8 protein-coding genes are annotated in these 6,449 nt (G+C 66.6%); all 8 read left to right on the top strand.

Features of this window, described 5'->3' with window-relative positions; translation table 11 throughout:
* On the top strand, positions 1-266 hold a 266-nt coding region (locus C5O18_RS10395), incomplete at its 5' end, for a porin family protein (RefSeq protein WP_206389735.1).
* A 247-nt stretch (positions 267-513) separates the two neighbouring features.
* A complete protein-coding gene (locus tag C5O18_RS05165) occupies positions 514-2,148 on the top strand; it encodes a CTP synthase (protein WP_105192053.1) in 1,635 nt (544 codons plus the stop codon).
* 50 nt (positions 2,149-2,198) lie between these two features.
* Positions 2,199-3,044, top strand: coding sequence for a 3-deoxy-8-phosphooctulonate synthase (gene kdsA, locus C5O18_RS05160; RefSeq protein ID WP_105192051.1), 846 nt, complete (start codon positions 2,199-2,201; stop codon positions 3,042-3,044).
* 102 nt (positions 3,045-3,146) lie between these two features.
* Entirely contained in the window at positions 3,147-4,442 is a 1,296-nt protein-coding gene (gene eno, locus C5O18_RS05155; protein WP_105192049.1) for a phosphopyruvate hydratase, read from the top strand.
* Positions 4,443-4,444: 2 nt separating this feature from the next.
* Positions 4,445-4,852 (top strand): cell division protein FtsB, encoded by a 408-nt coding sequence (gene ftsB, locus C5O18_RS05150; RefSeq protein ID WP_206389734.1) that lies wholly within the window; start codon positions 4,445-4,447, stop codon positions 4,850-4,852.
* 1 nt (position 4,853) lies between these two features.
* Entirely contained in the window at positions 4,854-5,564 is a 711-nt protein-coding gene (gene ispD / locus C5O18_RS05145) for a 2-C-methyl-D-erythritol 4-phosphate cytidylyltransferase (RefSeq protein ID WP_105192047.1), read from the top strand.
* A complete protein-coding gene (gene ispF, locus C5O18_RS05140; protein ID WP_105192045.1) occupies positions 5,561-6,049 on the top strand; it encodes a 2-C-methyl-D-erythritol 2,4-cyclodiphosphate synthase in 489 nt (162 codons plus the stop codon). The genes ispD and ispF overlap by 4 nt, the downstream gene beginning before the upstream one ends.
* Positions 6,037-6,449 (top strand): tRNA pseudouridine(13) synthase TruD (gene truD / locus C5O18_RS05135; RefSeq protein ID WP_241146747.1); only part of this gene is annotated, 413 nt, incomplete at its 3' end. The genes ispF and truD, both read left to right, overlap by 13 nt.

Raw genomic sequence — 6,449 nt, 5'->3', positions numbered from 1 at the left:
ACGGCAATCCCGAAGAGAAGGGCTTCATCGTCAGTGCTGCACAGAAGTTCGGCAAGAGCTGGACGGCCAAGCTGCAGCACGGTCAGAGCACCCTCGAGCGCTCGGGCTTCTCCGATGTCGACCTGACCCAGACCTCTGTGGGTGTCGACTATGCGCTGGCCAAGACGACCAATGTCTTCGCCTTCTACACCGCCTACAATGCCGACACCGGTGCCACCGACGTGGACACCAACGTGTTCGGCTTGGGTCTGCAGCACAACTTCTGATGCCGGCGAGCGCCTCCGGGCGCTCATCAGCACCATGAAGAGAACAACAGGGAGCCTCGTGCTCCCTGTTGTTTTTTGCGCTAGGCCCGGTGATGGACCTGGTGCTGTCCGGCATCCGCCGGTCGACTGATCGCGCCACCAGCTTTCCGGTCTCCCAGCCCATCGTCGCGCGTGGTAATATCCTCTCCCGTCTTAGTGCCCGTTTTCCCGCGGCACGCCGTGATCACGCAAGCTGTCTGGATTCTTCATGACCAAATTCATTTTTGTCACCGGTGGTGTGGTGTCATCCCTTGGCAAGGGCATTTCTGCCGCCTCGCTGGCTGCCCTGCTGGAGGCACGCGGCCTGTCGGTCACGCTGATCAAGATGGACCCGTACATCAACGTCGATCCGGGCACCATGAGCCCGTATCAGCACGGCGAGGTGTTCGTCACCGCCGACGGCGCCGAGACCGACCTCGACCTCGGCTACTACGAGCGCTTCCTGCGTCACGGCAAGATGACCAAGAAGAACAACTTCACCTCCGGCCGCATCTATCTCGATGTGCTGCAGAAGGAGCGCCGCGGCGACTACCTGGGCGGCACCGTGCAGGTCATTCCGCACATCACCGATGCCACCAAGCAGCGCGTGCGTGACGGTGCGCGCGGGCACGACATCGCCATCGTCGAGATCGGCGGCACCGCCGGCGACATCGAATCGCAGCCGTTCATGGAAGCCGTGCGCCAGCTGCGCATCGAGCTCGGCTACCAGGGCTCGCTGCTCATGCACCTGACCCTGATTCCCTACATCGCCTCGGCCGGCGAGCTGAAGACCAAGCCGACCCAGCATTCGGTCAAGGAGCTGCGCTCGATCGGCCTGCAGCCGGACATCCTGATCTGCCGCTCCGAGCATCCGGTGCCGGAGGACTCCAAGCGCAAGATCTCGCTGTTCACCAATGTCGAGGAGCGTGCGGTCATCATCGCGCAGGACGCCCGCACGATCTACGAGATCCCGCGCCGCTTCCAGGAGCAGGGGCTGGATGACTTCGTCGTCGAGCGTCTGGGCCTGAGCGCGCCGGAGGCCGATCTGGCCGACTGGGACGCCGTGGTCGACGGTCTGCTCAACCCGGGGCGCGAAGTCACCATTGCCATGGTCGGCAAGTACGTCGAACTGGTCGATGCCTACAAGTCGGTCAACGAGGCGCTGCTGCACGCCGGCATCGGGAACAAGACCAAGGTGCGCATCCGCTACATCGACGCCGAGTCGGTCGAGCAGCAGGGCACGGCGCTGCTGGCCGGCGTCGACGGCATTCTCGTGCCGGGCGGCTTCGGCGACCGCGGCACCGAGGGCAAGATCGCCACGGTGCGCCATGCCCGCGAGAACGGCATTCCCTACCTGGGCATCTGCCTCGGCATGCAGGTCGCGGTGATCGAGTACGCCCGTCATGTCGCCGGCCTGCAGGATGCCAACTCCAGCGAGCTGAAGCCGGGCTGCGCGCATCCGGTGATCGGCCTGATCACCGAGTGGCAGACCGAGACCGGCGAGATCGAGCGCCGCGATGCCAATTCCGATCTGGGCGGCACCATGCGCCTGGGCGCCCAGCTCTGCCACCTCGAGCCGGACACGCTGGCGCGAGCCACCTACGGTGCCGACAGCGTCACCGAGCGCCACCGTCATCGCTACGAGGTCAACAACCGTTACCTGCCGCAGCTGGAGGCCGCCGGCCTGCGCATTTCCGGACGAAGCGCCGACAAGTCGCTGGTGGAAATGGTCGAGATTCCGGATCATCCGTGGTTCCTGGCCTGCCAGTTCCATCCGGAATTCACCAGCTCGCCGCGCGAAGGCCACCCGATGTTCTCGGGCTTCGTGGCTGCGGCGCTGAAGCAGAGCGGTCAGCAGGGCTGACTCGCGTGTTCATCCCCATTCTCATTCAGGCATAAACAAGGATTCGGTTCATGACGCAAAAGATCATCACGCTGCGCGACATCGAGATCGGCAACGACAAGCCCTTCGTGCTGTTCGGCGGCATGAACGTGCTGGAGTCGCGCGACCTGGCGCTGCAGATCTGCGAGACCTATGTGAAGGTCACCGAGAAGCTCGGCATTCCTTACGTGTTCAAGGCCTCGTTCGACAAGGCCAACCGCTCGTCGATCAATTCCTATCGCGGCCCCGGGCTGGATGAAGGCCTGAAGATCTTCGAGGAGATCAAGAAGACCTTCAACGTGCCGGTCATCACCGATGTCCACGAGCCGCACCAGGCGGCGCCGGTGGCCGAAGTCGCCGACATCATCCAGCTGCCGGCCTTCCTGTCGCGCCAGACCGATCTGGTGGCGGCCATGGCGAAGACCGATGCCATCATCAACATCAAGAAGGCCCAGTTCCTCGCGCCGCAGGAAATGAAGCACATCCTGAAGAAGTGCGAGGAGGCCGGCAACGACCGGCTGATCCTGTGCGAGCGCGGCTCCTCGTTCGGCTACAACAACCTGGTGGTGGACATGCTCGGCTTCGGCATCATGAAGCAGTTCGAGTACCCGGTGTTCTTCGACGTCACCCACTCGCTGCAGATGCCCGGCGGCCTGCCCAACGCGGCCGGCGGCCGCCGTGCCCAGGTCACCGAGCTGGCGCTGGCCGGCATGTCGCAGAAGCTCGCCGGCCTGTTCCTGGAGGCGCATCCGGAGCCCGAGAACGCACGCTGCGACGGTCCCTGCGCCCTGCGCCTGTCGCAGCTCGAGGCCTTCCTGTCGCAGGTCAAGGCCGTCGACGAGCTGGTCAAGAGCTTCCCGGTGCTGGACACCCACTGATGTGTGGCCTGCGCGCGGTGTCCGGCCGCGCGCGATGATTTTGTACTGTTGTGCGCCTGCCGCTGCGGGCGCGGACCGATATCTGAAAACGGAGAGATGAGCATGGCAACGATCGTCGATATTCGCGGACGCGAAATCATGGACTCCCGCGGCAATCCGACGGTCGAGGCCGACGTGATCCTGGACAACGGCATCATCGGCCGTGCCACCGCGCCCAGCGGCGCGTCCACCGGCTCGCGCGAGGCCCTGGAGCTGCGTGACGGCGACAAGAGCCGCTACCTCGGCAAGGGCGTGCTCAACGCCGTGGCCAACATCAACGGTCCGATCCGCGAGCTGCTGGTCGGCCGCAGCGTGTTCGACCAGGCCGATCTCGATCACGCCATGATCGCCCTCGACGGCACCGAAACCAAGTCCAAGCTGGGCGCCAACGCCATCCTCGCCGTGTCGCTGGCCGCCGCCAAGGCCGGCGCGCAGGCCAAGGGCCAGCCGCTGTACGCCTACATCGCCGCGCTGCGCGGCGCACCGCACTTCACCATGCCGGTGCCGATGATGAACATCATCAACGGCGGCGAGCACGCCGACAACACCGTCGACATCCAGGAATTCATGATCGAGCCGGTGGGCTTCACCTCGTTTGCCGAAGCCCTGCGCTGCGGCGCCGAGATCTTCCATGCCCTCAAGGGCGTGCTGAAGAAGCGCGGGCTCAACACCGCCGTCGGCGACGAAGGCGGCTTCGCCCCGAACCTGAGCAGCAACGAAGAGGCGCTGCAGGTCATCGTCGAGGCGATCGGCATTGCCGGCTACAAGGCGGGCGAGAACGTCATGCTGGCGCTGGACTGCGCATCGAGCGAGTTCTACCACGACGGCAAGTACGTGCTCGAAGGCGAGGGCAACAAGTCCTTCACCTCCGCCGAGTTCGTCGACTACCTGGCCGGCCTCTGCGACCGCTACCCGATCATCTCCATCGAGGACGGCCTCGACGAGTCCGACTGGGATGGCTGGAAGATCCTCACCGAGAAGCTGGGACACCGCATCCAGCTGGTGGGTGACGACCTGTTCGTGACCAATCCGAAGATCCTGCAGAAGGGCATCGACCAGAAGGTCGGCAACTCCATCCTGATCAAGTTCAACCAGATCGGTTCGCTGACCGAAACGCTGGATGCCATCTACCTGGCCAAGGCCAACGGCTACACCACGGTGATCTCGCACCGCTCGGGCGAAACCGAAGACGCCACCATCGCCGACCTGGCCGTGGCCACCGGCGCCGGCCAGATCAAGACCGGCTCGCTGTGCCGCTCCGACCGCGTGGCCAAGTACAACCAGCTGCTGCGCATCGAGCAGGAACTGGACTACAGCGCTCCGTACCGCGGCAAGGCCGAGTTCAAGGGCCTGAACTGAGCATGACCCCGACCTCCAGCCTCGGCCGTTTGCTGCTCTGGCTGGCGGCCGGCATCTTCCTGGTGCTGCAGGTCAGCCTCTGGTTCGGCGAGGGCGGCATTCTCGACGTCCACCGCCTCAAGCGGGCGGTGGCCGAGCAGCAGGCCGAGAACCTCAAGCTGAGCCAGCGCAACCAGGTGCTGGAGGCCGAGGTCAACAACCTCAAGACCGGGCGCGAGGCCATCGAGGAGCGTGCGCGACTCGACCTCGGCCTGATCCGCGACGACGAGACCTTCTACCTGGTCACAGGCAAGGCGTTGTCGGGCTCGGCGTCCTCCGTGCGTCCGGCAACGCCTTCCGTGGTCCGGCCTGCCACGCCCGCAGCCGCCGCGCCGGTCGCAGCTGACCCGTCGCCAGCGGAGCCGCGCTGACATGCGCTGTCATGCCGTGGTGCCCGCCGCCGGCGCCGGCAAGCGCTTTGGTGCCGGCATTCCCAAGCAGTATCTCCTCCTGGCCGGACGCAGCATCCAGCAGCACACGCTGGACCGGCTGTCCGCCATGCCCGAGCTGGCTTCCGTCGCGGTCGCTGTGGCGCCCGATGACGAGCTGGCCACCGGGCTCGCCTACGCGCAGCCGGAGCGCCTGCGTTTCGTGGCCGGCGGGCGCGAGCGCATGGACTCGGTGCTGGCCGGCATCGAAGCGCTGCGTGCGGCCGGCGCGGTCGATGATGACTGGGTGCTGGTCCACGACGTGGCGCGACCCCTGCTGCGCCCGGCGGATGTCCGGTTGCTGCTGACGACCCTGGATGGCCAGGCGGTCGGCGGTCTGCTCGCCAGCCCGGTGCGCGACACCATGAAGCGTGGCGATGCCTCTGGCCTGGTGCTGGACACGGTGCCGCGCGAGCAGCTCTGGCATGCCCTGACGCCGCAGGTTTTCCGCCTCGGCCTGCTGCGTGATGCCCTGTTGCAGGCGCGCGCGGCCGGCGTGCTGGTCACCGACGAGGCCGCCGCTATCGAGCGTATGGGGCTGCGGCCGCTGCTGGTCGCCGGTGCCGCCGACAATATCAAGATCACCTTTCCCGATGACCTGGCGCTGGCCGAGGCCTTGCTGCAGGCCCAGCTCCGGGCAGGAGTCACGACATGAGCACGCGTCTGCCCCGGGTGGGCCACGGCATTGATGTGCACCGCTTCGGCGAGGGCACGGAAGTCACCATCGGCGGGGTCGTCATTCCCCATGACTGCGGCCTGGTGGCGCACTCGGATGGCGATGTCGCCCTGCACGCGCTGGCCGATGCGATGCTCGGCGCGCTCGCGCTGGGCGACATCGGCAAGCACTTCCCGGACACTGATGCAGCCTTCAAGGGTGCGGACAGCCGCGTGCTGCTGCGCCATGTCACGGGCCTCATCCACGCGCGCGGCTACGTGATCGGCAATGCCGATGTCACCGTGCTGGCCGAGCGTCCGAAGCTGGCGCCGCACATCCTCGCCATGCGCGAGCGCATCGCCGAGGACCTCGGCGTGGCCGTCGATCAGGTCAGCGTCAAGGCCACCACCACCGAGCAGCTGGGCTTCGTCGGTCGCCGCGAGGGCATAGAGGCCCATGCCATGGTGATGCTGTGGCCGAGCTGACCGCCGGGGACTGCCCGTCGCCCTGGGGCGAGCCGGTCGCGACGGCCCGGCTGAAGGCCGGTCCGGAGGATTTCGTGGTCGAGGAGGTGCTGGGCTTCGCGCCGGACGGCGACGGCGAGCATCTCTGGCTGTGGGTGGAGAAGCGCGGACTCAATACCGATTTCGTCGCTGGCGAGCTGGCTGCACGGCTGGGCCTGAAGCGGCAGGATGTCAGCTATTCGGGGCTCAAGGACCGGCACGCACTGACCCGGCAGTGGTTCAGCGCGCACTGGCCGGCGGGCGCGGGCACGCCGGCGGCAGGATGCTGGACCGCAGGTGACGGCTGGATCGAGGTGCCGGCACGCGACCCCGGCCATGCGCCGGGCAGCTACCGTGTCCTGGCGCAGCAGCGCAGCGGCCG

This window comes from Amnimonas aquatica, assembly GCF_002943415.1.
GTDB classification, from domain to species: Bacteria; Pseudomonadota; Gammaproteobacteria; order Pseudomonadales; family Moraxellaceae; genus Perlucidibaca; species Perlucidibaca aquatica_A.
Note: the sequence above shows the minus strand (reverse complement) of the source record. Positions and strands in the feature narration are given on the sequence as shown.